We start from the raw sequence: 24949 nt of genomic DNA, 5'->3' as shown, positions 1-24949 counted from the left end.
TTGAAGTGGCAGCAGGCAGCGCGGGCAACCAATGCAGAGCAGGGTGATGCCGTGGAACTGAGCCGTCGCGGTCTGTTCAAAGCGCTCGGGGCCGGGCTGACCCTGTCCGCGACCGGGTGGTCGGCGCAGGCCGGTGCGGTGCCAGGGGCTGCAGCGCGGGGCGACGCCGCTGGGGCGACAGGCGACGCCCTGCAGCTCTGGTACCGCGCGGCCGCCACCGAGTGGGTGCAGGCGCTGCCGACCGGCAACGGTCGATTGGGCGCGATGGTCTGGGGCGGAGTCGCGCACGAACGGATCGGCCTCAACGAGGACACCCTGTATGCCGGGGGGCCCTACGATGCGACCAGTCCGGAGGCCTTGGCAACCCTGCCGCAGGTGCGCGCGCTGGTCTTCGCCGGGCGTTACGCCGAGGCCGAAGCATTGGCCGACGCCAAGCTGCTGTCGCGGCCGGCCAAGCAGATGCCGTATCAGCCGCTGGCCGATCTGCTGCTGGATTTCGACCGTGCCGATCATATCGACGGGTATCGCCGGTCGCTGGATCTGGACACGGCCGTGGCGACCACCGAATTCCGCAGCGGCGGCGCCTGGCACCGACGCGAGGTGTTCGTATCCGAACCTGACCAGTGCATCGTGGTGCGGCTCAGCGCCGACCTGCCGGGGCGGATTTCGCTGCGGCTGGGCGTGGACAGCCCGCAGGCGGGCGAGGTAGCCGCCGACGAGGGCGGTCTGCTGTTCCACGGGCACAATGCAAGCTTCGCCGGTATCGAAGGCAAGCTGCGTTTTGCGCTGCGGGTGAGGCCGCGACTGCGCGGTGGCACGCTGCGGGTCGCACGCGATCGCCTGCAGGTGGAAGGTGCCGACGAACTGGTGCTGGTGCTGACGGCCGCCACCAGCTTCCGCCGTTTCGACGACGTCAGTGGGGATCCGCAGGCGCTCACCGCGGCGCACCAGGCGCAGGCTGATGCCCATGATTATCCGACGCTGCTGGCGCGGCATCTTGCCGCGCATCAGGCACTGTTCCGGCGCGTGTCGATCGATCTGGGCAGCACGCCGGCCGCGCAGCTGCCGACCGATCAGCGCGTGCACGCCTTCGCCAGCGGCAACGATCCGGCGCTGGCGGCGCTATATCATCAGTACGGACGCTACCTGTTGATCTGCAGTTCGCGGCCCGGCTCGCAGCCGGCCAACCTCCAGGGCGTGTGGAACGACCTCATGGCACCGCCGTGGGAGAGCAAGTACACGATCAACATCAATACCGAAATGAACTACTGGCCCAGCGAGGCCAATGCGCTGCACGAATGCGTGCAGCCGCTGGAGGAGATGCTGTTCGACCTGGCCCGCACCGGCGCGGTCACGGCGCGGCGCATCTACGATGCCCCGGGCTGGGTGGTGCACAACAACACCGACCTGTGGCGCCAGGCGGGCCCGATCGACGGCGCGCAGTGGAGCCTGTGGCCGATGGGCGGTGTCTGGCTGCTGCAGCAGCTGTGGGACCGTTGGGATTACGGCCGCGATCCAGCCTATCTGCGCCGGATCCATCCGCTGTTCAAGGGGGCCGCCGAGTTTTTCGTGGCCACCCTGCAGCGCGACCCGAACACCGGCGCGATGGTCACCAATCCCTCGATCTCGCCTGAGAACCAGCATCCGTTCGGGGCGGCGATATGCGCCGGCCCGGCGATGGACGCGCAGCTGCTGCGCGATCTGTTCGCGCAGTGCATCCAGATCAGTGCAGCCCTCGGTGTCGATACGGCCTTCGCTGCGCAGTTGAAGACGCTGCGCGCGCAGTTGCCTGCCGACCGGATCGGCAAGGCCGGGCAGCTGCAGGAGTGGCAGCAGGACTGGGACATGGAGGCGCCGGAAATGCACCATCGGCATGTCTCGCATCTGTACGCGCTGCATCCCTCCAGCCAGATCAACATCCGCGACACCCCCGCACTGGCGGCTGCGGCCAAGCGTTCGCTGCAGATCCGCGGCGACGAGGCGACGGGCTGGGGCATCGGCTGGCGGCTCAACCTGTGGGCGCGGCTGGGCGACGGCGAGCATGCGCTGCAGATCCTGAAGATGCTGCTCTCGCCCGAGCGCACCTACCCGAACCTGTTCGACGCGCATCCGCCGTTCCAGATCGACGGCAATTTCGGCGGCACGGCCGGCATCACCGAAATGCTGCTGCAGAGCTGGGGCGGGTCGATCTTCCTGCTGCCTGCCTTGCCGCAGGCCTGGCCCGACGGCCAGGTGCGTGGCCTGCGCGTGCGCAACGCGGCCGGCGTGGACCTGCACTGGCGCGCTGGCCGGCTGCAATCGGCCCTGCTGCGCAGTGAGCGCGGGGGCACCTATCAACTCGTGCATGGCGACAGCACGCTGACCGTGGCGCTGCGCGCCGGCGGCCAGCAGCGCATCGGCCTGCGCGGCAATCAACTGGTGAAGCAATGAGTCTGTATGCAGGGCTGGATGTCGGCACCCAGAGCGTCAAGCTGCTGGCCTATGACCCGGCGCTGGGCGAGGTGGTGGCCACGGTCGCCCGGCCGATGCAGCTGGTCAGCCACGACGATGGCACCCGCGAGCAGCAGGCGCAGTGGTGGATCGATGGCATCATCGCCTGCTTCGCCGAGCTCACCGCCGCGCAGCGTGGCCGCATTCGGGCGATCGGCGTTTCCGGCCAGCAGCACGGCTTCGTCCCGATCAACGCACGTGGCGAGGTGATCGCCCCGGTGAAGCTGTGGTGCGACACCAGTACCGCGGCGGACTGCGAGCCGATCATGGCGGCCGTGGGCGGCACCGCCGCCTGCATCGCGCTGGCCGGCAACCCCATCCTCGCCGGTTACACCGCCTCCAAGCTGCCCTGGACGCGCCGCCATCGTGCGCAGGCCTATGCGGAACTGGACGGCATCCTGCTGCCGCACGACTACATCAACTTCTGGCTGACCGGGCAGCGTTACGCCGAGTACGGTGATGCATCCGGCACCGGCTGGCTGGACGTGCGCCAGCGGCGCTGGTCACCCGAACTGCTGCAGGCGATCGACCCGCAGCGCGACCTGGCCGCGCTGCTGCCGCCGCTGGTTCCCCTGGAAACAACCTTCCCCCTGGCGCCGCGGATCGCCGCACTGCTGGGCCTGCCGGCCGACGTGCAGGTCTCCACCGGGGGCGGCGACAACATGATGGCGGCGCTGGGCACCGGCAATGTTGCAGCAGGGCGGCTGACCATGAGCCTGGGCACGTCCGGCACGCTGTTCGCGTATGCCGACCACCCGGTGGTCGACGACGCCGGACGCTGGGCTGCGTTCTGCTCCTCCAGTGGCGGTTGGTTGCCGCTGATCTGCACCATGAACTGCACTGTCGCCACCGAGCGCATGGCGGCGCTGTTCAACCTCCCGCGCGGCGGTGGCGAGGCGCTGATGGCGCAGACCGAACCCGGCGCCGGCGGGCTGGTGATGCTGCCGTACTTCAACGGCGAGCGCACCCCCGACCTGCCCAACGCGCGCGCCTGCCTGCATGGCATGGACCTGCACAACACCACGCCGGCGCATTTCTATCGCGCGGCGATGGAAGGCGCCACCTACAGCCTGCGCAACGGCTATGACGCCTTCACCAGCGCGGGCCTGTCCTTCGACACCGTGCTGCTCACCGGCGGCGGCAGCAACAGTGCGGCATGGCGGCAATTGATCGCCGATGTGTTCGATCTGCCGGTGAAGGTGCCGACCCAGGCTGAAGGCGCGGCCTTCGGCGCGGCGCTGCAGGCGCTGTGGGCCTCGCAGCGCGGGCAGGGCGGAAGCGACAGCCTGGCCGCAACCGTCGATGCGCATGTGCGTTTCGATGCGGCGCTGTCGGCCACCCCGGATCCGCACACTGTGCCGCGTTACGCAGAACACTACCGGCGTTTCCTCCACCATCTTTCCGAGGTTGGTCCGCTGCTGCGCACCGACCCGTCACCACCGCAAGGATCCGAGCAATGAGCACCTCCGTTTACATCGGCGCAAAGGAATACTTCCCCGGCATCGGCCGCATCCCGTTCGAGGGACGCGACTCGGACAATCCGCTGGCCTACAAGGTGTACGACGCGGACAAGCGCGTGGGCGGCAAGACCATGGCCGAGCACCTGCGCTTCGCGGTGGCGTACTGGCACAGCTTCTGCGCGACCGGGCATGACCCGTTCGGCCCGGGCACCCGGGTGTATCCGTGGGACGCGGGCAATACCCCGCTGGCGCGTGCGGAAGCCAAGGCCGATGCCGCGTTCGAATTCATCACCAAGCTGGGCGTGCCGTACTACTGCTTCCACGACATCGATCTGGCGCCGGACGCCGACGATATCGCCGAGTACGAGGCCAACCTGCAGCACATGGTCGGCATTGCCGGCGAGCGCCAGAAGGCGACCGGGGTCAAGCTGCTGTGGGGCACCGCCAACCTGTTCTCGCACCCGCGCTACATGAATGGTGCCTCGACCAATCCGGACTTCGCCGTGGTTGCCCGCGCCGCGGTGCAGGTCAAGGCCGCACTGGAGGCCACCGTGGCCCTGGGCGGTGAGAATTACGTGTTCTGGGGCGGCCGCGAAGGCTATGCCTGCCTGTACAACACGGACATGAAGCGCGAGAAGGACAACATGGCGCGCTTCCTTACGCTGGCCCGTGACCATGGGCGCAGCATCGGCTTCACCGGCAATTTCCTGATCGAGCCCAAGCCGATGGAGCCGATGAACCACCAGTACGATTTCGACAGTGCCACGGTGGTCGGCTTCCTGCGCGAGCACGGCCTGGACAAGGATTTCAAGCTCAACATCGAGGCCAACCATGCCACGTTGTCGGGGCATACCTTCGCCCATGACCTGCAGGTCGCCTCCGATGCCGGCCTGCTCGGCAGCATCGACGCCAACCGCGGCAACCCACAGAACGGCTGGGACACCGATCAGTTCCCGACCGACCTGTACGACACCGTCGGGGCGATGCTGGTCGTGCTGCGCCAGGGTGGCCTGGCCCCGGGCGGGTTCAACTTCGATGCCAAGGTGCGGCGCGAGTCGTCCGCGCCGGAAGATCTGTTCGAGGCCCACATCGGCGGCATGGATGCGTTCGCACGCGGCCTGGAGGTGGCGCATGCCCTGATCGAGACCTCGCCGCTGGAAGGCTGGCGCCAGGATCGCTACGCCAGTTTCAGCAGCGGCGCCGGTGCCGAGTTCGCTGCCGGTCGCAGCAGCCTGGATGCGCTGCGCAGCCTGGCGCTGGCCCAGGGGGAACCGCAGCAGCGCAGCGGCCGCCAGGAAAGGTATGAGAACCTGATCAACCAATACCTCCTGCGCTGACCCGCCGTCCCCTTCCGACCCAGGTATCACCATGTCCAGTGCTTCGCTCAGCAGTACCCGCGCCGGCAGCGGCGAGAACACCGGCTTCATCGTCCTGATCAGCTGCGTGGCCACCATCGGTGGCTTCCTGTTCGGGTTCGACAGCGGCGTGATCAATGGCACCGTCGATGGCCTCAAGGACACCTTCCAGTCCAGTTCGGCCGGGATCGGTTTCGAGGTCGCTTCGATGCTGCTCGGTTGTGCCATCGGTGCGTTTTTCGCCGGGCGCCTCGGCGACCGGCTCGGCCGCCGGGGGGTACTGATCATCGCCGCGGTGATGTTCCTGTTCTCCGCGCTTGGCGCGGGCGCGGCGCACAGCTCCACGGTGTTCATCATCGCCCGGGTGATCGGCGGCTTCGCGGTCGGCGCGGCCAGCGTGATGTCGCCGGCCTACATCGCCGAGGTGGCATCGGCCCGTTACCGCGGGCGGCTGGCCACGGTACAGCAGATCGCGATCATCAGCGGCCTGTTCTGTGCCTTCCTGAGCAACTACCTGCTGGCCAAGGCGGCCGGGGCCTCCACCCAGGAACTCTGGCTGGGCCAGGCGGCATGGCGCTGGATGTTCTGGATGCAGGCCATTCCCTCGCTGTTGTTCCTGGGCCTGCTGCTGGTGATCCCGGAGAGCCCGCGCTTTCTGGTGGTCAAAGGGCGACGTGACCAGGCGCTGGCGGTGCTGACCCGCCTGTATGGACCGGCCGAGGCGCAGGCCAAGATCACCGAGATCGAAGGCTCGCTGTCCCAGGACCAGCACCGGCCAACCTTCTCTGACCTGATCAGCAGGACCACCGGCAAGCTGCGCCCGATCGTCTGGATCGGTATCGGCCTGGCCGTGTTCCAGCAGCTGGTCGGCATCAATGTCGTCTTCTATTACGGCGCGGTGCTGTGGCAGGCAGTGGGCTTCTCGGAGAATGACGCGCTGCTGATCAATGTGCTGTCCGGCGCGCTCAGCATCGGCGCCTGCCTGATCACCGTGGTCCTGATCGATCGCATCGGCCGCAAGCCCTTGCTGTGGGTCGGCTCGGTCGGCATGGCGATCTCCCTGGCGCTGGTCACCATCGCCTTTGCCAGCGGCTCGCTGGATACCGCCGGCAAGCTGCAGCTGACCGACAACATGGGCGTGCTGGCGCTGGTGGCGGCCAATGTCTACGTGATCTTCTTCAACATGTCCTGGGGCCCGGTCATGTGGGTGATGCTGGGCGAGATGTTCCCCAACCAGATCCGTGGTTCGGGGCTGGCGGTGGCCGGTGCCGCGCAGTGGACCTCCAATTTCGCGATCACCGTGTCCTTCCCGATCCTGCTGGGCAGCATCGGCCTGGCCGGGGCGTACGGCATCTATACGGTCGCGGCGGTGATCTCGGTGTTCTTCGTGCTGCGCTTCGTGAAGGAGACCAAGGGCAAGGAACTGGAGCAGATGGAAGGCTGAACCCCTTCGGAGGTGGCCGGAAGCGTCAGGAAGCCTGGCCGGGGAGGGCGCTCCCCGGCCCGTGCCTGCCACGGTGCGCGCCGCCAGCCTGGACCCTGAACGCAAAAAACCCCGCCGTGGCGGGGTTTTTGGCTATCTGCACCGCGACTGGTGCTCCCTAGGGGACTCGAACCCCTGTTTTAGCCTTGAGAGGGCCACGTCCTAACCTCTAGACGAAGGGAGCAGGCTTTGTCGCGAACTGCGCAGCGCGCTAGTATATGGACCTAGATGCCATTGGGCAATCCCGAAAACTCAACCGGAAGCGCCAACATCAATTCCTCTGCTACATCACCGTTCAGCCTGCGCGTGATCCCGCGCGATCAGCACAACATCTCCCGCAAGGACATCAGCCCCAACGCCCTGCGCGTTCTGTACCGGCTGCGTGATTCCGGGTTTGCCGGTTACCTGGTCGGCGGCGCCGTCCGCGATCTGCTGGTGAACGGCCACCCCAAGGATTTCGACGTTGCCACCGACGCGACGCCCGAGCAGGTCAAGCAGTTGTTCCGCAACTGCCGGCTGATCGGCCGCCGCTTCCGCCTGGCGCACGTGGTGTTCGGCCGCGAGATCATCGAGGTCGCCACCTTCCGCGCCAACATCGACGATGGCAGCGGCGACCGTGAGATGGAAAACGGCATGCTCGTGCGCGACAACGTGTACGGCAGCATCGAAGACGACGCGATCCGCCGCGACTTCACCTGCAACGCCCTGTACTACGCGATCGAGGATTTCTCGGTGCGCGATTACACCGGCGGCTTTGAAGACGTGCAGGCCCGCCTGATGAAGCTGATCGGCGACCCCGAGCAGCGCTACCGCGAAGACCCGGTGCGCATGCTGCGCGCGGTCCGCCTGGCGGCCAAACTGGGCTTCCAGATCGAAGAGGCGACTGCCGAGCCGCTGCCGCGCCTGGCCAACCTCCTGGCCGAGGCCGCCCCGGCGCGCCTGTTCGAAGAAGTGCTCAAGCTGTTCCTGTCCGGGCACGGCGTGGCCAGCTTCGAAGGCCTGGAGCGCTATGGCCTGCTCGACGTCATGTTCCCGGAAAGCGCCGCGGCGCTGCGCAGCAACCGCAGTGGCGCGTTGCGCCGGATGGTCATCGAAGGCCTGCACAACACCGACCTGCGCGTGGCCAATGACGAGCCGGTGTCGCCGTCGTTCCTGTTCGCGCTGCTGCTGTGGCCGGCCTTCTGCCGCGCCCTGGCCAGCCTGCAGAAGCAGGGTGTCGCGCTGGAAGAAGCCCAGCGCCGCGCCGCCGACCGCGTGACCCTGCACCAGCTGACCACGATCGCGCTGCCGCGCCGCTTCTCGCTGCCGATGCAGGAGATCTGGCTGCTGCAGGGGCGTTTCGGCTCGCGCCAGCGCAAGCGGGTGATCCGCACGCTGACCCATCCGCGCTTCCGTGCCGCCTACGACTTCCTGGTACTGCGCCAGGTCGCCTCCAGCGAGCACGAAGCCGATGTCGCGTTCTGGCGCGAAGCGCAGCTTCAGTCCGGCACGGAGCTGGATTCGGCGCTGGATGCCGCCCAGGCCGACGGCGAGGGCGAAGACGGTGCGCCGCGCAAGCGCCGCCGCCGTCGTCGTCGTCCCGGTGGAGCGGCAGGCGAGTAAGCCGTGACCCTGGCCTGTATCGGACTGGGCGCCAACCTCGGCGACGCTGCGCAGACCCTGCGCGAGGCGTTCCAGGCGCTGGCGGCGCTGCCGCAGACCACGCTGCAGGCGTGCTCGCAGCTGTACAGCACGCCGGCCTGGGGCAACGAAGACCAGCCGGCGTTCGTCAATGCCGCCGCCGTGCTGGACACCACCCTGCCTGCGCCGGCGCTGCTGGAGGCCTTGCTGGAGATCGAGCGCCGCTTCGGGCGTGTGCGTGACCCGGCGGTGCACTGGGGCCCTCGCGCGTTGGACCTGGACGTGCTGCTGTATGGCGAAGACGTCATCGATCTGCCGCAGCTGCAGGTGCCGCACCCGTATCTGCACGCGCGCGCGTTCGCGCTGCTGCCGCTGGCCGAGATCGCGCCGGAGGCCGTCATTCCCGGTCACGGCCGCGTGCGGGATGCTGTGATGCGGGTCGACCCCTGCGGGATCTCCCCAATAGGAGGATAATGGGGGGCTTATCGCCACCGGTTATCAGCTCATGAGTACCCACGCAGACAGCAAGCCCTGGACCGTCCCCGCCTTGGCGGAGGCCAAGCGCACGGGGCAGAAGCTGGTGATGTTGACCGCCTACGATGCCGGCTTCGCGCGCAGCTTCGACGCCAATGGCGTGGACCTGATCCTGATCGGCGACTCCCTGGGCATGGTGGTGCAGGGGCACGACTCGACCTTGCCGGTGACCACCGACGACATGGTCTACCACACCCGCGCCGTGGCCCGCGTGCTGGAGCGCGCGCTGCTGGTGGCCGATCTGCCGTTCGGCGCCGATGCCACCCCCGAGCGCGCGCTCGACGCCTCGCTGCGCCTGCTGCAGGCCGGTGCGGAAATGGTCAAGATCGAAGGTGCCGGCTTCAAGCTGGACATCATCCGTTATCTGGTCGAGCGCGAGATTCCGGTCTGCTCGCACCTGGGCCTGACCCCGCAGTCGGTGCTGCGCCTGGGCGGTTATCGCGTGCAGGGCCGTGGCGACGCCGCCCAGCAGCTGCGCGATGATGCCAAGGCCGTGGTCGCCGCCGGTGCCAGCCTGATCGTCCTGGAATGCGTGCCCACGCCGGTCGCCGGCCTGGTCACCGCCGAGGTCAGCGTGCCCACCATCGGCATCGGCGCCGGCCCGCAGTGCGATGGCCAGGTCCTGGTATTGCATGATTTCCTCGGTCTGGACAGCGGCCATCGCCGTCCCAAGTTCGTCAAGGATTTCCTTGCCGAAGGCGGGTCGGTTGCCGGTGCGGTCCGTGCCTACGCCGACGCCGTGCGCGACGGCTCCTTCCCCGACGCAGAACACGCCTACGCCTCATGATCGAAACCGTCACCGAACTGTCCCGTCTGCGCGCCGTCGTCAACGGCTGGAAGCGCGAGGGCCTGCGCGTCGCGCTGGTCCCGACCATGGGCAACCTGCATGCAGGGCATTATTCGCTGGTCACGCTGGCGCGGCAGTACGCCGACCGCGTGGTCTCCAGCGTCTTCGTCAACCCGACCCAGTTCGGCCCGAACGAGGACTTCACCCGCTACCCGCGTACGCCCGAAGCCGATACCACCGGCCTGGAGCAGGCCGGCTGCGATGTGCTGTGGTTGCCCACCGTTGAATCGATGTACCCGTTCGGCGTCGAGCTGGCGGCCAGCGTCAACGTGCCGGGCATCAGCGGCCTGCTCGAAGGGGCGCACCGCCCGGGTCATTTCGATGGCGTATGCACCGTGGTCTCGCGCCTGTTCAACCAGGTCCAGCCGGACGTGGCCGCCTTCGGCAAGAAGGACTACCAGCAGCTGGCGGTGATCCGCCAGATGGTGGAAGACCTGGCCTTCCCGATCCAGATCGTCGGCGGCGACATCGTGCGCGAAGACGACGGCCTGGCGATGAGCTCGCGCAACCAGTATCTCAACGCCGAGCAGCGCCCGGTCTCCACCACCATCCACCAGGTGCTGCTGGGCATGCGCGAGGGCTTCATTGCCGGCAAGAGCCGCACCCTCATCGAAGCCGAGGCGGCGGCTGCCCTGCAGGCGGCCGGTTTCCAGGTCGACTACGCGGTGGTCCGCCTGCCGGACCTGTCCGAGCCGGCCGATGCCAACGACGGCACCCGCGTGGCCTTGATCGCCGCCCGGATCGGCAATACCCGGTTGATCGACAACCTGGAGTTCTGAGGGCTGCGCCCCGCCGGGTAGGGCCACCCCATGGGTGGCTGCCGGGCGATGCCGGACGTGCAGCCACCCATGGGGTGGCCCTACGGGGGCGGCGGGGCGGCCTGAAGATGCTGAACGGTGGGCAGCCCCCTCCCGCGACCGGCGCCGCGCGCCCTGCCGCCGGGCCCCCGGGTGCTAGAATTTCCCTTTCCTTTACCGTTGTCCCGTTGCCATGCACCTGTCCCTGCTGAAGACCAAGATCCACCGCGCCACCGTCACTCACTCCGAGCTGAACTACGAAGGGTCCATCGCCATCGATGACAACCTGCTGGCTGCGACCGGCATCCGTGAGTTCGAGCAGGTGCATATCTGGGACGTGACCAACGGTGCGCGTTTCTCCACCTATGCCATCCGCGCCGAAGCCGGCAGCGGCGTGGTGTCGCTCAACGGCGGCGCCGCGCGCCACGTGCAGGTGGGCGACATCATCATCATCGCCGCCTTCGCCAGCATGAGCGAAGAAGAAGCTGACAGCTTCAAGCCGAAGTTGGTATATGTGGACGGCAAGAACCAGATCTCCCATACCAACGACACGATCCCGACACAGGCCGCATGACACAGCACAACGGATTCGACCCGCTTCATTCCCATGCCCAGCGCCTGCGCGGCGCGAGCATCCCTTCGTTGATCGCCGCCGAACCGGGCCGCGCACAATCGCTGGGCGTGCGGGTCGGTCCGTTGTATGTCAATTTCGCGCGGCAGAAGTACGACCGCGCGGCCTTGGACGCACTGCTGCAGCTGGCTGCCGAGCGCGATGTCGCCGGCGGGTTCCAGCGCCTGTTCCGCGGTGAAACGGTCAACGTGACCGAGGGCCGTGCCGCGCTGCACACCGCGTTGCGCGGTGATGCCAGCGGTGCGCCCGTGGCTGGCGAGGCGTTTGCCACCGCCGCCCAGGTGCGCCAGCAGATGGGCGAGCTGATCGCCGCACTGGAAGCGACCGACATCACCGATATCGTCAGCGTCGGCATCGGCGGCTCGGACCTCGGCCCGCGGCTGGTGGCCGATGCACTGCGCCCGGTCACCGGCGCGCGTTTCCGTGTGCATTTCGTTTCCAACGTCGATGGCGCCGCGATGCAGCGCACGCTCGCCACGCTGGACCCGGCCACCACCGCCGGCATCCTGATCTCCAAGACCTTCGGCACCCAGGAAACCCTGCTCAACGGGCAGATCCTGCACGACTGGCTGGGCGGCAGCGAGCGCCTTTATGCGGTCAGTGCCAACCCCGAGCGGGCGGCCAAGGCCTTCTCGATCGCCGCCGGCCGCGTCCTGCCGATGTGGGACTGGGTGGGCGGGCGCTATTCGCTGTGGTCGGCGGTTGGCTTCCCGATCGCGCTGGCGATCGGCTTCAGCCGCTTCGAGCAGCTGCTCGAGGGCGCTGCGCAGATGGACGAACACGCGCTGACCGCGCCGCTGCCGCAGAACCTGCCGGTGCTGCATGCGCTGACCGATATCTGGAACCGCAACCTGCTTGGCCACGCCACGCATGCGGTGATGACCTACGACCAGCGCCTGGCGCTGCTGCCGGCCTACCTGCAGCAGCTGGTGATGGAGAGCCTGGGCAAGCGCGTGCAGCTCGATGGCAGCCCGGTCGCCAGCGACACCGTGCCGGTGTGGTGGGGCGGGGCGGGCACCGATGTGCAGCACAGCTTCTTCCAGGCGCTGCACCAGGGCACGAGCGTGATCCCGGCCGATTTCATCGGCTGCGTGCGCAACGATGATCCCTACGTGGTCAACCACCAGGCGCTGATGGCCAACCTGCTGGCGCAGACCGAAGCGCTGGCCAATGGCCAGGGCAGCGAGGATCCGCACCGTGAGTATCCCGGCGGCCGCCCGAGCACCCTGATCCTGCTCGATGCACTGACCCCGCAGTCGCTCGGTGCGCTGATCGCCATGTACGAACACGCCGTGTACGTGCAGTCGCTGCTCTGGAACATCAACGCGTTCGACCAGTTCGGCGTGGAGCTGGGCAAGCAGCTGGCCAGCCAGTTGCTGCCGGCGTTGCAGGGGGAAGCGCATGCGATCACCGACCCGGTGACGCTGGAACTGCTGGGCCGGCTCAAGGGCTGAGCATCGGCCCCACCGCATCACCACGAACCGCCGGCCTGCCCGGCGGTTCTGCGTTCTGGCGCCTGCTGCTGCGCGTCCGGATCTGCGCAGTGCGCACCGACCGGGATACTGCAGCGCAACACGGCAAACCCTGACAGGGCGGAGAGGTATGCCGTGAGCCGCCGGAATTGCAGGGTGGGGCGTCGGTTTGGCTATAGCACAATCCCATATCAGCGCCGGTCGATGGCATAGCCACGCGCCGGATTGACAGTATCGCGCGCAACACCAAAGGTACGTCGTCATGGCGCGGGGAGTCGCGCCATCCGTCTGCTGCTTGTGCGATACCTGGGAGGGTACATGCCGTTGCTTTCGCTTCGCTCCAACCGGCGGTCGATCCGCCACGCTCTCGCGCTGGCCACGTCGGCCACGATGTTGCTGTTGGCCGCTTGCGGCGGTGACCGGCCTGCCGCGACCACACCGTCGCCAGCGGCCGCCACCGCGGCCGACGCCATCCACCCGCAGAACTGGCCCGAGCTGGCGTGGCCGCTGGCCGAAGACCCGGCGCTGGAGAAGCGCATCGATGCGTTGATGGCCGGCATGAGCGTGGAGCAGAAGGTCGGGCAGACCGTGCAGGGCGATATCGCCAGCATGACCCCCGACGACGTGCGCCGGTACCACATCGGCTCGGTGCTGGCCGGCGGCAACTCCGATCCCGGCGGCAAGTACGACGCGCCGCCGTCGGCATGGCTGGCGCTTGCCGATGCCTACTACGCGGCCTCGCTGGATCCGGCCAGCGGCGGTCCCGGCATCCCGATCATCTTCGGTATCGACGCGGTGCACGGGCAGAGCAATATCGTCGGCGCCACGCTGTTTCCGCACAACATCGGCCTGGGCGCCACCCGCAACCCGGAGCTGATGCGCCAGATCGGCCAGGTCACCGCCGTGGAAACACGCACCACCGGCATGGAGTGGACCTTCGCCCCCACCGTGGCGGTGCCGCAGGACGACCGCTGGGGCCGCACCTACGAAGGCTATTCCGAGTCGCCGGCGCTGGTGGCCAGCTTCTCTGGCAAGGTGGTCGAAGGTCTGCAGGGCATCCCCGGCCAGCCGGGCTTCCTGGACGGGCACCACGTGATCGCCTCGGTCAAGCACTACGCCGGCGATGGTGGCACCACGAACGGCAAGGACCAGGGCGATACCCAGGTCAGCGAAGCGGTGATGCGCGACGTGCATGCGGCCGGTTACCCGCCCGCCATCCAGGCCGGCGCGCAGACGGTGATGGCCTCGTTCAACAGCTTCAACGGCGTCGCCATGCACGGCCACAAGCCGATGCTGACCGATGTCCTGAAGGGGCGCATGCACTTCGGCGGCTTCGTGGTCGGCGACTGGAACGGCCACGGCAAGGTCGCTGGCTGCACCAACGACAACTGCCCGGCCTCGTTCAACGCCGGTGTGGACATGCTGATGGCGCCCGACAGCTGGAAGGGGATCTATGAAAGCAATGTCGCGGCGGTGAAGTCCGGTGTGATCAGCATGGAGCGGCTGGACGAGGCCGTGCGTCGCATCCTGCGGGTCAAGCTGCGGCTGGGCCTGTTCGAGGCCGGCAAGCCCTCCACGCGTCCACTGGGCGGCAAGTTCGAGCTGCTCGGCGCGCCCCAACACCGCGCGATCGCGCGCCAGGCGGTACGCGAATCGCTGGTGCTGCTGAAGAATCAGGACGGTCTCCTGCCGCTGGCGCCGAAACAGCGCGTGCTGGTCGCCGGGGATGGCGCAGACGACCTGGGCAAGCAGTCCGGTGGCTGGACACTCAACTGGCAGGGCACCGGCACCAAGCGTGCGGATTACCCGAACGCGGACAGCATCTGGGATGGGCTGAAGCAGCAGGTCACCGCCGCCGGTGGCAGCGCCGAGCTGGCGATCGACGGCAGGTACCGCACCAAACCGGATGTCGCGGTGGTGGTGGTGGGCGAGAACCCGTATGCCGAGTTCCAGGGCGACATCGCCACGCTGGCCTACAAGCCGGGCGATGACAGCGACCTGCAGCTGATCAAGCGGCTCAGGAGCGAGGGCATCAAGGTGGTCACGGTGTTCCTCAGTGGCCGTCCGCTGTGGGTGAACCGCGAGATCAACGCATCCGACGCCTTCGTTGCCGCCTGGCTGCCCGGCTCGGAAGGGGCCGGCATCGCCGACGTGCTGCTGCGCAAGCCCGACGGCAGTGTGCAGCACGACTTCAAGGGCACGCTCAGCTTCTCCTGGCCGCGTACCGCCGTGCAGTACCAGAACAATGTCGGCCAGAAGGACTACGACCCGCAGTTCGCGTTCGGCTTCGGCCTGCGCTATGCCGACAACGGCAACCTCGCCGCACTGCCGGAAGCCTCGGGCATCACCGGTGAGCAGGGCGATGCCGGCGTGTATTTCAACAAGGGCAAGCCGGCCGCGGGTCTGGCGATGCGCTTGAGCGGGGTCAAACAGTCCGAGCTGCCGGCCGTGACCTTCCCGGCCGTGCTCAGCGATGCCAGCCTGAAAGTGACGGCCGTCGATCACAAGGCGCAGGAAGACGCGCGCCGGCTGCAGTGGTCGGGGAGTGGCAAGGCGGACATGGCGCTGCTGTCCACGCGCCCGCTGGACCTCACCCGCGAGAGCAATGGCGATGTGCAGTTGCTGCTGACCGTGCGCCGCAGCGGCGCGATCAGCGGGCCGGTGGGGCTGGCGATCGGTTGCGGCCAGGGGTGCGAGGGTCGGCTGGATCTGGCGGCGACGTTGGGCGCGATCGGCGAGGACGAATGGCAGACGATCGGCGTGCCGTTGAAGTGTTTCGCCGCGGCCGGTGCTGACCTGTCGAAGATCGAGCGCCTGCCGGTGCTGGAGTCTTCAAACGCGCTGGACCTGTCGGTATCGCGCATCGCGCTGGGCACCGGCAATGATGCCCAGACCGTGGTCGCCTGTCCGACCCGGTGAGCCACAGGGCCCCTGCCGCTGGGCAGGGGCGGATCGCCGCCGCGCGCCGCATTGCCGACACGCGGGCCGGTGCAACGCTGCACAAGGAGCATGACGTGGGATTGGCAACACTCGATGTGGCAATCGTGCTGGTCTACCTGGCCGGCATCTTCGTGCTGGCGCAATGGGTCTCGCGCGAGAAGGCCGGGCACAGCAAGAGTGCCGAAGACTACTTCCTGGCCGGGCGCTCGCTGCCGTGGTGGGCGATCGGCGCGTCGCTGATTGCCGCCAACATTTCGGCCGAACAGATCATCGGCATGTCCGGCTCCGGCTATGCGATCGGCCTGGCCATCGCCTCCTACGAATGGATGGCTGCGCTTACCCTGCTGATCGTGGGCAAGTACTTCCTGCCGATCTTCCTGCGCAACGGCATCTACACGATGCCGCAGTTCCTGCAGCAGCGGTACGGCAACCGGATCCGCACGCTGATGGCGGTGTTCTGGCTGGGCCTGTACGTTTTCGTCAACCTGACCTCGATCCTGTGGCTGGGCTCGATCGCGGTGACCGAGGTCACCGGCATGGACCAGATGCTGGCGCTGGTGCTGATCGGCGTATTCGCGCTGCTCTACCAGTTGTACGGCGGCCTCAAGGCGGTGGCGCTGACCGATATCGTGCAGGTTTCGCTGCTGATCCTTGGTGGCCTGCTGGTGACCGCGCTCACCCTCAACGCGGTGGGCGGCGACGCCGGCATCCCCGGTGGTTTCCAGAAGCTGTGGGACCAGCACCCGGAACACTTCCAGATGATCCTGCACCCCGACAATCCGTTCTACAAAGACCTGCCGGGGTTGAGCGTGTTGATCGGCGGGCTGTGGATCATGAACCTGAGTTACTGGGGCTTCAACCAGTACATCATCCAGCGCGCGCTGGCGGCCAAGGACATCGGCGAGGCGCAGAAGGGCGTGTTGTTCGCGGCCTTCCTGAAGCTGCTGGTGCCGTTGGTGGTCGTGGTGCCGGGGATCGCGGCGGTGGTGCTGGCGCCGGATCTGGGCAAGCCGGACCGGGCCTACCCGGCGATGATGAGCCTGCTGCCCAGTGGCATCCTCGGCCTGGTCTTCGCGGCGCTGGTGGCGGCAATCGTGGCGTCGCTGGCCTCCAAGATTAACTCGGTCGCGACCATCTTCACCCTGGATTTCTACGCCAAGGCGCGCCCGCAGAGCAGCCAAGCCGCGCTGGTGCGCGTGGGGCGCATCGCAGCAACGGTGTCGGTGCTGGTGGCGATCGCCACGGCACGGCCGTTGCTGGGCAGCTTCGACCAGGGCTTCCAGTACATCCAGGAATTCACCGGCTTCTTCACCCCGGGCATCACCGTGATCTTCCTGCTCGGCCTGTTCTGGAAGAAGGCCAGCGAAGCCGGCGCACTGGCCGCGGCCATCGGCTCGTTCGCCTTGTCGATCGTGTTGAAACTGGCGTGGCCGTCGCTGCCCTTCATCGACCGCGTCGGCCTGGTGTTCCTGCTGGCGCTGGTGCTGGCCGTGCTGATTTCGTTGTGGAAGCCGGCGCGCACCGGGCAGGACCTGATCCGTACCGATGACGTGCGCTATGCCACGCCGATGAGTTTCAACATCGGCGGTACGGCGGTGATCGCGATCCTGATCGCGCTGTACACGGTGTTCTGGTAACCGCGCATCCCCGCATGCGGCCAACAAAAACGGCGGCCTCGCGGTCGCCGTTTTCGTTTTCATGCGCGGCGCTGCAACGGGCCGGTCACCTGCTCGGATCGCGCTCCGGGCTCGGCCGCTTGGCCAGCTTGCGCTGCAGCGAGCGCCGGTGCATGCCGAGCAGCCGCGCGGCGGCGGAGACGTTGCCGCCGGTCTCATGCATCGCCTGCTGGATGTGTTCCCACTGCAGCCGGCTGATCGGGGTCATCGCATCCGGCGGTTCCATGTCGCCATCGTCGGCGGGACCATCGTCTTCCTCGCCGAGTGCGCGCAGGATCATCGGCACCGTGGCCGGCTTGGGCAGGTAATCGTCGGCACCGAGTTTGATTGCTTCCACCGCCGTGGCGATGCTGGCGTAGCCGGTCACCAGCAGGATTCGCATGTCTTCGCGCAGGGCGCGCAGCGGCTGGATCAAGGCAAGGCCGGACTCGGTGCCCAGCTTGAGATCGATCAACGCGTAGGCGGGCGGCTGCTGGCGGGCCAGCAGCAGCGCCGAGGCAGTGTCGCTGGCGGTGACGGTTTCCAGCCCCTTGCGGGCCAGGCTGCGCTGCAGCGTGCGCAGATACAGTTCGTCGTCGTCGACCAGCAGGCCGTGGCTGGCCTGACCGGGCGCGGGGGTGAAGGCGGTCATGCGGAAGTCTCCCGTGGGGACAAGGGCAGGCGGAAGCCGACGCGGGTGCCGGCACCATTGGCCGGGCGCATCCACAGCTCGCCGTCCAGGCGTTCGATGGTGGCGTGGGACAGCGCCAGGCCGACACCCATGCCGTCGGTCTTGCCGCTGTTGAACAAGGTGCCGGGCAGCACGGCCTGGCGGGCATCGAACCCGTGGCCGTAGTCGCGCACTTCGCCGATCAGGTCATCGCCTTCGATGCGCAGCGACAGATCCACCTGCGGGCGGTCGGCTTTCTCGCCGGCGTCGGCGGCATTGTTGAGCAGCACCATCAACAGATGGCCGATACCCGGATCCAGCGGCAGGGTCAGCGGGGCATCTTCATTGCGATGCAGTGCGATGGTCGGGCGCACCAGCCGCCATTGCTCCAGCACCTGCGGCAAGGTCACCGCATCGCGGCCGGGGGCATCGCCTGCGGCGGGGCGGGCCAGTGCCAGCACGCGCTCGCGGCACTGCACCAGCAGCTCGCGCAGGGTTTCCACGTCATCACGGACCTCGCTGCTTTCAGTCTGGTCGGCGATGTCGTCGGCCAGCAGGGTCATGGTCGCCAGCGGGGTATTGAGTTCATGCGCCACCGAGGCGGCGTGGGTGGCCAGGGCGACGATGCCTTCGTTGCGGACGAAGCGCTCGCGCAGCAGGGCCAGTTCGTGCTCGCGCTGGCGCAGGGCGATCGCCAGCCGGGTGGCGAACACCAGCACCACCGTTGCCGACAGCAGGAAGTTGCAGACCACGCCCCACTGCTGCATCTGCGCACCGGTGAAGTAGCCGCTGGGCAGTGGCAGGCCGAACACGCCGCTGACCGCGTAGCCGATCAGGCAGGCCGCCGCCACGGCCAGGGTCCAGCGCAGGGGCAGGGCAAGCGCGGCCAGGGCGATCAGGATCAGGAACAGCGAGCCGAAGGGGTTGGCGATGCCGCCACTCCAGCCGACCATCCAGGTCAGCACGGTGACATCCACCAGGATGTGGCCGAAGGCGGTGACCGGCGCGGTATCGGGGCCTTGCACACGCAGCTGCGCGTACAGGTTGAACAGGGTCAGCGCGGCGACGCCGGCCCACAGCGGCAGCTGCGGCAGTTCCAGGCCCAGCACCCAGGTGGCGACCAGGATCGTGGCGGCCTGGCCGGCCACGGCCAGCCAGCGCAGGCTGCACAGGGTGCGGAGAAAGGGGGCGTCGGTACCGGTCATCACCGCACATCCTATGCGCTCCCGACAGCGCCTGCCTGCGACAATCGGCCGCATCGGGGCGGGGCGCCGCGCGGCGGGGGCTGAACATGAGCGCCGAGCAACGACAGGCACCTACGTGCGCGCTGGGCGCGCTAAAATACGCCGATGCATGACGCCGTGACCCGACCGACCCAACCCGCCGACTCCGCCGTGTGGGCCCGCCGCCAGACCCAGCCTGTCCGTATCGGCGGCGTGGTCGTGGGTGGCGGCCATCCCGTGGTGGTGCAGTCGATGACCAACACCGACACCGCCGATGTCGCCGCCAGTGTGAAGCAGGTGGCCGAACTGTGGCGCGCAGGCTCGGAGATGGTGCGGCTGACCGTCAACAATCCCGAGTCGGCCGCGGCCATCCCGCGGATCGTGGAAAAGCTGCAGATGATGGGGATCGATGTCCCCCTGATCGGCGACTTTCATTACAACGGCCACCAGTTGCTGACCCAGGAGCCGGCCTGCGCCGAAGCCCTGGCCAAGTACCGGATCAATCCGGGCAACGTCGGCTTCGGCAAGAAGAAAGACACCCAGTTCGCGCAGCTGATCGAATTTGCGATCCGCTACAACAAGCCGGTCCGCATCGGCGCCAACTGGGGCTCGCTGGACCAGTCGCTGGCGGCGCGCCTGATGGACGAGAACAGCCAGCGCGCGCAGCCCTGGGATGCCGGGCGCGTGCTGCGTGAGGCGCTGATCCGCTCGGCGCTGGATTCGGCCGAGACCGCCGTGGAACTGGGCCTGCCGCGCGACCGCATCGTGCTGTCGGCCAAGGTCAGTGGGGTGCAGGAGCTGATCGCGGTGTACCGCGACCTGGCCCAGCGCTCGGATTTCGCGCTGCACCTGGGCCTGACCGAAGCCGGCATCGGCAGCAAGGGCATCGTCGCCTCCTCAGCGGCGCTGGCGGTGCTGCTGCAGGAAGGCATCGGCGACACCATCCGCATTTCGCTGACCCCCGAACCGGGCCAGTCGCGCACCGCCGAGGTGATCGTCGCCCAGGAACTGCTGCAGACCACCGGGCAGCGCGCCTTCACGCCGCTGGTCACGGCCTGCCCGGGCTGCGGACGGACCACCTCGGAGTTCTTCCAGGAGCTGGCCAAGGTCGTGCAGAACCATGTGCGCGAGAAAATGCCGCTCTGGAAGGTGAACCACCCCGGGGCCGAAAGCATGACCCTGGCGGTCATGGGCTGCATCGTCAACGGGCCGGGCGAGTCGCGCCACGCCAACATAGGCATCTCCCTGCCGGGGACCGGCGAGACGCCGGCGGCGCCGGTCTTCGTGGACGGTGAAAAGACGGTCACGCTGCGCGGCGAGAACATCGCCCAGGACTTCGTGGCGCTGATCGACGATTACGTCGAACGCACCTATGTCCGAACGCTCGGATAAGCCGGCGGTGCTGGCTGCCCCGGAGGCGGCGGCCGGTTTCCGCCACTGGATGGGCCGCAACGCCTGGCGCTTCGTGCTGCTGTTCGTGGGCGTGCTGCTGCCCCTGGCCGGGTTCGTCGCCCTGGCCGATGAAGTCCATGAGCTGGAATCGATCTATTTCGATGCGCCGCTGCTGTGGAAGATGCATGGCCTGCATTCGCCGGGCCTGGACCAGTTCTTCGTGCTGCTCTCCAAACTGGGCTACGAGTGGTTCCTGATCCCGGCCGATGTGCTGATCGTGGTCCTGCTGGCCTGGCGCAAACGCTGGCGCGAGGCCAGTTTCGTGGCGATCTGCTTTGCCGGCTCGGCGCTGCTCAACCTGGGCAGCAAGCGCTTCTTCCAGCGCGACCGGCCCAGCCTGTGGGAATCCATCGCCCCGGAAAGCACCTTCAGCTTCCCCAGTGGCCATGCCATGGGCTCGATGACCCTGGCCGTCACCCTGGTGCTGCTGGCCTGGAACACCCGCTGGCGCTGGCCGGTCGCGTTCTCCGCGGTGACCTTTGCGGTGCTGGTCAGCCTGTCCCGGGTCTACCTCGGGGTCCATTACCCTTCCGACATCCTGGCCGGCTGGTGTGCCGCCCTGGTCTGGGTGGTAGGGTGCTTCCTGGTCATGTTCCGCCGTCGCCATCCGTGGCGGCATGCCGCTGAGACGAATACGGCGGTAAACTAGCCGAAAGCGGCATGAAAACGGGCGGCATCCATAGGCTGTTCCACTGGAACAGAAGAGGATGAGAGGCACAGGGGGAGGGGCAGACAGCACGTCTGTGATGCGTGGAGCAGAACGCGATGATGGGGAACCCGGTTCCTTGTGATCGACACATCCCGCGGCTAGGCTTGCCCCCGTTCACAGTGTTTGACGAGGTTGGCGGATGACGATTCGAGTGTATCTGGTGGACGATCATGCTCTGGTGCGCACGGGCATGAAGATGATCCTCTCCAACGAGACCGACATCGAGGTGGTCGGTGAGGCGGAGAGTGGCGAAGATGCATTGCCGGATATCCGCCGCCTGCGGCCCGACGTCGTGCTGTGCGATCTGCACCTGCCTGGCGTCAGCGGCATGGAAGTCACCGAGCGCGTGGTCCGTGGCGACCACGGCACCCGCGTGGTGATCGTCTCCGTCCTTGAAGATGGGCCGATGCCCAAGCGCCTGCTCGAAGCCGGTGCTTCCGGCTACATCGGCAAGGCCTGCGATGCCCAGGAACTGCTGCGTGCCGTGCGCGATGCAGCGCTCGGCCGTCGTTATCTCGGCAACAGCATCGCGCAGAACCTCGCGTTGTCCAATGTGGAAGGCAACCATTCGCCGTTCGACACCCTGTCCCCGCGCGAACTGGAAGTGGCGCTGCTGTTGACCCAGGGCCTGCGCCAGGAAGACATCGCCAAACGCCTGAGCCTGAGCGCGAAGACCGTCAACACGCACAAGGCGCGCCTGTTCGAGAAAATGGGCATCAACGACAACATCGCGCTCGCGCGCATGGCCAGCCAGTACGGCCTGGTGGATCCGGCGCGCCCGATGTAATCCACGCGCAGGATGCACGTAAAAAAACGCCCGGGCATGCCCGGGCGTTTTCGTTCAGTGCGCGCGGACCCGCGCCACGATCTTCGCGGCCTGGGCCGCGCTTTCGCGCACCTTGTCCCACTCGCCACGCTCGATCCAGCCCCCCGGCACCATCCACGAACCACCGATGCAGACCACGTTCTTCTGCTCCAGGTATTCGGCGGCGGTGTCTTCGGTGATGCCGCCGGTCGGGCACAGCTTCAGATCCGGAATCGGACCGGCCAGGCCCTTGATCATCGCCAGCCCACCCACGGCCGAGGCCGGGAACAATTTGCACACCCGGAAGCCGCGCGCATACAGCGCCAGCATCTCCGTCGGCGACGCCGCACCCGGCACCACCGGCAGCGGCGCCTGCGCCAGCGCATCGGCCATGTGCGCCGGCGTACCCGGCGTGACCAGGAAATCGGCGCCCGCATCGATGGACTGCTGCATCTGCTCCACGGTCAACACCGTGCCCGCACCCACCACCACATCCGGCAGCTCGCGCTTGAGCATGGCGAGCGCTTCCATCGCCACCGGCGTACGCAGCGTCAGCTCGATCGCCGGCAGCCCGCCCTCCAGCAACGCCGCGCTGACCGCACGGGCCTGGTCCAGCGTATGCACGGTCACCACCGGCAGAATGCCGGCAGCCTTCAACAGTGTTTCAGCGCGTTTCTGATGTTCGGCGATGCTCATGCGTTTCCAATCCTTCTTTTCATCAATGTCTGCAGCGCAAACGAGGCGCCGGTATGTGTCGGGAGGCAGCGGATGGCCCCAACCAGGACCGTTACAGCGCCATGGATGGCGCTGACGAGCCCCCATGGATGGGTTCACGACACCCAGCCGCCGCTTCTGCGTCAGCTCAGGCGTCCTTCGCCTCATGCGGCGCATCCGCCGCCGCCGCATCATGCCCAAGCTCGTATTCCGCATCGTAGTTCCAGATGCTGCCGTCATCGGCGGCCGGCCCACACGAAATCGACATCGCGCCCTGGTCGGCCGGGCCCACCAGGCGGCGGCTCATCGCGAACAGATTGCGGCCCAGATCGTGCGCGGCCGGTGCCGTGTTCGGCGCCGGCTCGCGCGCGGCGAATTCCGCCGCATCCACCAGCAGCTCCAGCGTGCCGGCCTCACCATCCAGACGGATGATGTCGCCCTCGCGCACCCGCGCCAGCGGACCGCCGCGCGAGGCTTCCGGTGTCATGTGGATCGCGGCCGGGAACTTGCCCGAGGCACCGGACAGGCGACCATCGGTGACCAGCGCCACGCGGCGGCCCTGGTTCTGCAGCAGGCCCAGCAGCGGCGCCAGCGAATGCAGCTCCGGCATGCCGTTGGCGCGCGGGCCCTGGTAACGCACCACCGCCACGAAATCGTGCGGCAGCACACCGGCGGCATGCAGCTTGTTCAGCACCTGCGGTGCATCGACCACCACGGCCGGCGCTTCGATCGTGCGGAACTGCGGCTTCACCGCTGACAGCTTGATCAGCGATCGGCCAAGGTTGCCGCGCAGCAGGCGCAGGCCACCCTGGGCTTCGAACGGATCGGCCACGCCACGCACCACGTCCGGATCGGCGCTCTCGCGCACGCCATCGATGTAGGTCAGCTTGCCATCGCGCAGCGCCGGTTCCTGGCCGTACTGGTGCATGCCGCCTTCGGCCACGGTCTGCAGGTCGGCGTGCATCAGCCCGGCCTCCATCAACTCGCGGAACACGAACGCGGTGCCACCGGCGGCGGCGAAGCGGTTCACGTCGGCTTCGCCGTTCGGATAGACGCGGGCCAGCAGTGGGATCAGCTGCGAGAGCTGGTCCATGTCGTCCCAGGTCAGCACGATGCCGGCCGCACGCGCCACCGCGATCCAGTGGATGGTGTGGTTGGTCGAGCCGCCGGTGGCCATCAGCGTGACCACCGCATTGACGATCGCGCGCTCATCGATCAGCCGGCCGAGCGGACGGAAGTCATCGCCCAGTGCGCTGATTTCCAGCGCACGCACCGCTGCCTGGCGGGTCAGCGCATCGCGCAGCGGCGTATCGGGGTTGACGAACGAGGCGCCCGGCAACTGCACGCCCATCGCTTCGAGCAGGGTCTGGTTGGAGTTGGCGGTGCCGTAGAAGGTGCAGGTACCGGCGCCGTGGTACGAGGCGGCCTCGGCCTCCAGCAGTTCCTCGCGGGTTGCCTGGCCGGCCGCATAGCGCTCGCGCACTTCGGCCTTCTGCTTGTTCGGGATGCCCGGGGTCATCGGGCCGGCCGGCAGGAAGATCGCCGGCAGGTGGCCGAAGGCCAGCGCGCCGATCAGCAGGCCGGGCACGATCTTGTCGCAGACGCCGAGGTAGACGCTGGCGTCGAACATGTCATGGCTCAGGCCGATCGCGGTGGACTGGGCGATCACATCGCGCGAGAACAGCGACAGCTCCATGCCGCCGCGGCCCTGGGTGACGCCGTCGCACATCGCCGGCACGCCACCGGCCACCTGTGCGGTCGCGCCGAGTTCGCGCGCGGTTTCGCGCAGGATCTCCGGGTAGTGCTCGAACGGCTGGTGCGCCGAGAGCATGTCGTTGTACGCGGTGATGATGCCCAGGTTGGGCGTCACGCCGCCGCGCAGGCGCGACTTGTCGGTCGGGCCGCACGCGGCGAACCCGTGGGCGAGGTTGCCGCAGCTCAGGCGCGAACGGAACGGACCGTCGCGCAGCGCCGCGTCGACACCGGCCAGGTAGGCGGCGCGCGAGGCGACGCTGCGCTGGACGATGCGCTCGGTGATGGCATGGAGTTTGGGATGCAGGCTCATTGGCTACCGGCTATGAGAAGGCGAACG

General features: G+C 67.8%; 19 protein-coding genes and 1 tRNA gene. 15 read left to right on the top strand and 5 right to left on the bottom strand.

All coding sequences use genetic code 11. The annotated features are described in order from the left end of the window. Window positions 1-51: 51 nt before the first annotated feature. From ORK51_RS07180 to ORK51_RS07165, 4 genes are read left to right on the top strand one after another with little or no spacing between them, the layout of a single operon-like run. Window positions 52-2430 carry a glycoside hydrolase family 95 protein gene (locus ORK51_RS07180; protein ID WP_266084632.1) on the top strand — a complete coding sequence of 793 codons (2379 nt, stop codon included), beginning with the start codon at window positions 52-54 and terminating at the stop codon, window positions 2428-2430. After that, the gene (xylB, locus tag ORK51_RS07175) at window positions 2427-3950 is read left to right on the top strand and encodes a xylulokinase (protein WP_019183280.1); all 1524 of its coding nucleotides are present in this window, start codon (window positions 2427-2429) and stop codon (window positions 3948-3950) included. Before ORK51_RS07180 ends, xylB begins: the two co-directional genes overlap by 4 nt. Further along, complete coding sequence (xylA, locus tag ORK51_RS07170) at window positions 3947-5287, top strand: xylose isomerase (RefSeq protein ID WP_261997377.1); 1341 nt, start codon at window positions 3947-3949, stop codon at window positions 5285-5287. Before xylB ends, xylA begins: the two co-directional genes overlap by 4 nt. A gap of 31 nt (window positions 5288-5318) precedes the next feature. Continuing rightward, on the top strand, window positions 5319-6749 hold the full coding sequence (locus ORK51_RS07165) for a sugar porter family MFS transporter (protein WP_070427114.1): 1431 nt from the start codon (window positions 5319-5321) through the stop codon (window positions 6747-6749). 148 nt (window positions 6750-6897) lie between these two features. Here ORK51_RS07165 and ORK51_RS07160 read toward each other — a convergent pair. Beyond that, window positions 6898-6972, bottom strand: a tRNA-Glu gene (locus tag ORK51_RS07160). 50 nt (window positions 6973-7022) lie between these two features. On the opposite strand from ORK51_RS07160, the gene pcnB reads away from it, so the two are divergent. The 8 genes from pcnB (at window position 7023) to ORK51_RS07120 (ending at window position 17266) form a co-directional block, all read left to right on the top strand. Next, a complete protein-coding gene (gene pcnB / locus ORK51_RS07155) occupies window positions 7023-8390 on the top strand; it encodes a polynucleotide adenylyltransferase PcnB (RefSeq protein WP_026069788.1) in 1368 nt (455 codons plus the stop codon). Window positions 8391-8393: 3 nt separating this feature from the next. Next, on the top strand, window positions 8394-8882 hold the full coding sequence (gene folK, locus ORK51_RS07150; protein WP_266084631.1) for a 2-amino-4-hydroxy-6-hydroxymethyldihydropteridine diphosphokinase: 489 nt from the start codon (window positions 8394-8396) through the stop codon (window positions 8880-8882). A 31-nt stretch (window positions 8883-8913) separates the two neighbouring features. Further along, on the top strand, window positions 8914-9729 hold the full coding sequence (panB, locus tag ORK51_RS07145) for a 3-methyl-2-oxobutanoate hydroxymethyltransferase (protein WP_019183275.1): 816 nt from the start codon (window positions 8914-8916) through the stop codon (window positions 9727-9729). After that, window positions 9726-10568 (top strand): pantoate--beta-alanine ligase, encoded by an 843-nt coding sequence (panC, locus tag ORK51_RS07140; RefSeq protein ID WP_070427117.1) that lies wholly within the window; start codon window positions 9726-9728, stop codon window positions 10566-10568. Before panB ends, panC begins: the two co-directional genes overlap by 4 nt. Window positions 10569-10779: 211 nt before the next feature. After that, on the top strand, window positions 10780-11160 hold the full coding sequence (gene panD / locus ORK51_RS07135; RefSeq protein ID WP_019183273.1) for an aspartate 1-decarboxylase: 381 nt from the start codon (window positions 10780-10782) through the stop codon (window positions 11158-11160). Beyond that, entirely contained in the window at window positions 11157-12671 is a 1515-nt protein-coding gene (pgi, locus tag ORK51_RS07130) for a glucose-6-phosphate isomerase (protein WP_266084630.1), read from the top strand. The genes panD and pgi overlap by 4 nt, the downstream gene beginning before the upstream one ends. Before the next feature lie 336 nt (window positions 12672-13007). Continuing rightward, window positions 13008-15608, top strand: a complete 2601-nt coding sequence (locus ORK51_RS07125) for a glycoside hydrolase family 3 protein (RefSeq protein ID WP_266084629.1) — start codon at window positions 13008-13010, stop codon at window positions 15606-15608. Between the two features lie 95 nt (window positions 15609-15703). Then, entirely contained in the window at window positions 15704-17266 is a 1563-nt protein-coding gene (locus ORK51_RS07120) for a sodium/sugar symporter (protein ID WP_266084628.1), read from the top strand. An 85-nt stretch (window positions 17267-17351) separates the two neighbouring features. Here ORK51_RS07120 and ORK51_RS07115 read toward each other — a convergent pair whose 3' ends face one another. Both ORK51_RS07115 and ORK51_RS07110 read right to left on the bottom strand, forming a co-directional pair. Continuing rightward, window positions 17352-17936, bottom strand: coding sequence for a response regulator transcription factor (locus ORK51_RS07115; RefSeq protein ID WP_019183269.1), 585 nt, complete (start codon window positions 17934-17936; stop codon window positions 17352-17354). Beyond that, window positions 17933-19159, bottom strand: a complete 1227-nt coding sequence (locus tag ORK51_RS07110; protein WP_019183268.1) for an ATP-binding protein — start codon at window positions 19157-19159, stop codon at window positions 17933-17935. The genes ORK51_RS07115 and ORK51_RS07110 overlap by 4 nt, the downstream gene beginning before the upstream one ends. Window positions 19160-19303: 144 nt before the next feature. Between ORK51_RS07110 and ispG the strand changes: the two genes are divergently transcribed. The 3 genes from ispG to ORK51_RS07095 all read left to right on the top strand — a co-directional run bounded on the left by ispG (window position 19304) and on the right by ORK51_RS07095 (window position 22125). After that, complete coding sequence (gene ispG / locus ORK51_RS07105) at window positions 19304-20569, top strand: flavodoxin-dependent (E)-4-hydroxy-3-methylbut-2-enyl-diphosphate synthase (RefSeq protein WP_019183267.1); 1266 nt, start codon at window positions 19304-19306, stop codon at window positions 20567-20569. Continuing rightward, window positions 20550-21278, top strand: coding sequence for a phosphatase PAP2 family protein (locus ORK51_RS07100; RefSeq protein WP_070470587.1), 729 nt, complete (start codon window positions 20550-20552; stop codon window positions 21276-21278). The genes ispG and ORK51_RS07100 overlap by 20 nt, the downstream gene beginning before the upstream one ends. Window positions 21279-21477: 199 nt before the next feature. Continuing rightward, entirely contained in the window at window positions 21478-22125 is a 648-nt protein-coding gene (locus ORK51_RS07095) for a response regulator (RefSeq protein WP_019183265.1), read from the top strand. A gap of 54 nt (window positions 22126-22179) precedes the next feature. On the opposite strand, the gene ORK51_RS07090 is transcribed toward ORK51_RS07095, so the two are convergent. Then, on the bottom strand, window positions 22180-22839 hold the full coding sequence (locus ORK51_RS07090; RefSeq protein WP_019183264.1) for a bifunctional 4-hydroxy-2-oxoglutarate aldolase/2-dehydro-3-deoxy-phosphogluconate aldolase: 660 nt from the start codon (window positions 22837-22839) through the stop codon (window positions 22180-22182). 166 nt (window positions 22840-23005) lie between these two features. Further along, window positions 23006-24922, bottom strand: coding sequence for a phosphogluconate dehydratase (edd, locus tag ORK51_RS07085; protein WP_070427123.1), 1917 nt, complete (start codon window positions 24920-24922; stop codon window positions 23006-23008). Between the last annotated feature and the right edge of the window lie 27 nt (window positions 24923-24949).

Source organism: Stenotrophomonas sp. RIT-551 (assembly GCF_026241915.1).
GTDB lineage: Bacteria > Pseudomonadota > Gammaproteobacteria > Xanthomonadales > Xanthomonadaceae > Stenotrophomonas > Stenotrophomonas bentonitica_A.
This window is presented reverse-complemented; position numbering and strand designations above follow the sequence as displayed.

Coding starts and splice junctions, on each gene's coding strand:
- xylB (WP_019183280.1), top strand. CDS start 2,427: ATGAGTCTGTATGCAGGGCTGGATGTCGGCACCCAGAGCGTCAAGCTG.
- xylA (WP_261997377.1), top strand. CDS start 3,947: ATGAGCACCTCCGTTTACATCGGCGCAAAGGAATACTTCCCCGGCATC.
- ORK51_RS07165 (WP_070427114.1), top strand. CDS start 5,319: ATGTCCAGTGCTTCGCTCAGCAGTACCCGCGCCGGCAGCGGCGAGAAC.
- panB (WP_019183275.1), top strand. CDS start 8,914: ATGAGTACCCACGCAGACAGCAAGCCCTGGACCGTCCCCGCCTTGGCG.
- panC (WP_070427117.1), top strand. CDS start 9,726: ATGATCGAAACCGTCACCGAACTGTCCCGTCTGCGCGCCGTCGTCAAC.
- panD (WP_019183273.1), top strand. CDS start 10,780: ATGCACCTGTCCCTGCTGAAGACCAAGATCCACCGCGCCACCGTCACT.
- pgi (WP_266084630.1), top strand. CDS start 11,157: ATGACACAGCACAACGGATTCGACCCGCTTCATTCCCATGCCCAGCGC.
- ORK51_RS07125 (WP_266084629.1), top strand. CDS start 13,008: ATGCCGTTGCTTTCGCTTCGCTCCAACCGGCGGTCGATCCGCCACGCT.
- ORK51_RS07115 (WP_019183269.1), bottom strand. CDS start 17,936: ATGACCGCCTTCACCCCCGCGCCCGGTCAGGCCAGCCACGGCCTGCTG.
- ORK51_RS07110 (WP_019183268.1), bottom strand. CDS start 19,159: ATGACCGGTACCGACGCCCCCTTTCTCCGCACCCTGTGCAGCCTGCGC.
- ispG (WP_019183267.1), top strand. CDS start 19,304: ATGCATGACGCCGTGACCCGACCGACCCAACCCGCCGACTCCGCCGTG.
- ORK51_RS07100 (WP_070470587.1), top strand. CDS start 20,550: ATGTCCGAACGCTCGGATAAGCCGGCGGTGCTGGCTGCCCCGGAGGCG.
- ORK51_RS07095 (WP_019183265.1), top strand. CDS start 21,478: ATGACGATTCGAGTGTATCTGGTGGACGATCATGCTCTGGTGCGCACG.
- ORK51_RS07090 (WP_019183264.1), bottom strand. CDS start 22,839: ATGAGCATCGCCGAACATCAGAAACGCGCTGAAACACTGTTGAAGGCT.
- edd (WP_070427123.1), bottom strand. CDS start 24,922: ATGAGCCTGCATCCCAAACTCCATGCCATCACCGAGCGCATCGTCCAG.